This is a genomic window from Luteibacter sp. P4_E6 (assembly GCF_056401535.1).
On sequence record NZ_JBFUJE010000763.1, the window covers coordinates 1 to 1,459 of the forward strand.

At 58.0% G+C, this 1,459-nt stretch carries 2 protein-coding genes; both read right to left on the bottom strand.

The genetic code is table 11. From position 1 onward, the window contains the following. Positions 1-324: 324 nt before the first annotated feature. Positions 325-765, bottom strand: a complete 441-nt coding sequence (locus AC1DT2_RS23245; protein WP_477299036.1) for a hypothetical protein — start codon at positions 763-765, stop codon at positions 325-327. 34 nt (positions 766-799) lie between these two features. Then, a partial coding sequence (locus AC1DT2_RS23250) for a hypothetical protein (protein WP_477299037.1) occupies positions 800-1,459 on the bottom strand: 660 nt, incomplete at its 5' end.

The following is a 1,459-nucleotide window of genomic DNA, read 5'->3' on the forward strand; positions in this document are numbered from 1 at the left end:
ATGCTCAGGGAGACCAGGCGGCGTAGCCGGAACTCGCCCTTCTTTGTCACGGAGGAACGCATGCCGAAAACAAACGCAGTGCGCCACATTTCCTGACCAGGCGAGCCGTCCGCCTCCGCGCACCCATCCGATCTGCACGCCCATGATCTCTGCGAAGAAGGCCCTTCCGCGCCGAATGAATCCCCGGCCCAGCAAAGGGGCGGACGTAACCTCGTCAAAGACACTCTCAAAAGCTGCGTTATCCAATCTTTCCCCCAAAGATCCGTCAACGGCGGTTATGGTGTCGCACATCTTTCAACTGAGGTTCGACGCCAGCCGCTACGCTCACGGGCTCCTCAGTTCGTCCAGCTTCTTCGTGTCGAAGTATTTCGTCATACCGGACATGCCCTTGGCGACATTAGGATCGATAATCAGCTCCGCGCCAGCTTGCTGCCCCAACTTCTGGAACGCCTGCTGCACCGCAATGCCACCCTCATTCTTCAGCGCCAGCTTTGCCTGGTCCTTGCATGTCACCGTCATCAGGCGAGTAAAGAGTTCGGCCATCTGTTTGTTGGCCTGATCGACCTGCGCGTCGGTCAACGTCACCAGGGATGACACCGCCGGGTGCTTCGACATGGCCACGAACATCCACCGCACCAGGACAGCGTGATCGTCCATCGTGCTCTTGCCGGAGATGCAATCGGACAGGCTGTCGGAGTAGGCACCAGCGTGTGCCGTACCGGATATCAGCAGTGCGGCCGTCAGCAATACATTCYTGATCTTCAATTCCCTTTCCCCTTTCTCTCTAACCACGTTGACTTCATACGTCCCGTGTCCGCTCCCCGGTGGGGTCAGCCTCCACGGCGGCCGCTATGGTTGCGACTTCCGCCGGTGAACGCAATGCATGCTTGTCGGCTCGCTGCCCCGGCCGCCGGTAGGTAACGGCACAGCCAGACCGCCGCTCCAGCTCCTCAATGAACAGCTTCTCGCACGGAATATCGCTGCCGATCCGATGCCGGGCACCAGATCGAAGCACGATCGTAAACACCGCTTCCTTGCCATCGAACCATCTCACCAACTCACCTATGTCTGCATAGGCGATGTAACGTCGGCATCGCCAGCCAAAACGGACTCCTGACGGTTCAAGGCGAAGAGCGAAGAACGAGCGAATCAAAAAGAACACCATGCCCGCCAACCCAAAGAGCGCCATCGGCCAGGTCTGATCCCGCTCCCTATGAAGACCGATCGCGAACGCCATTAGCGTCGCGAACGAAGCCATCGAGAAAAACAAGACGACCAACCATCTCGGCGACCTCAGTTCTCCGGTTGCCTTGAACAACGCCGCATTCTGGCTTTCGGTGCGCGAATTCCTCAGCGCAGCGTACGTGACCAAGAGCGTACAAAAAAACAGAAAAGCTATCGCCAACCCGTTCGTCATCATGTTCCCTACATTTAATCCACAGCATGCACGTGCAGCCAC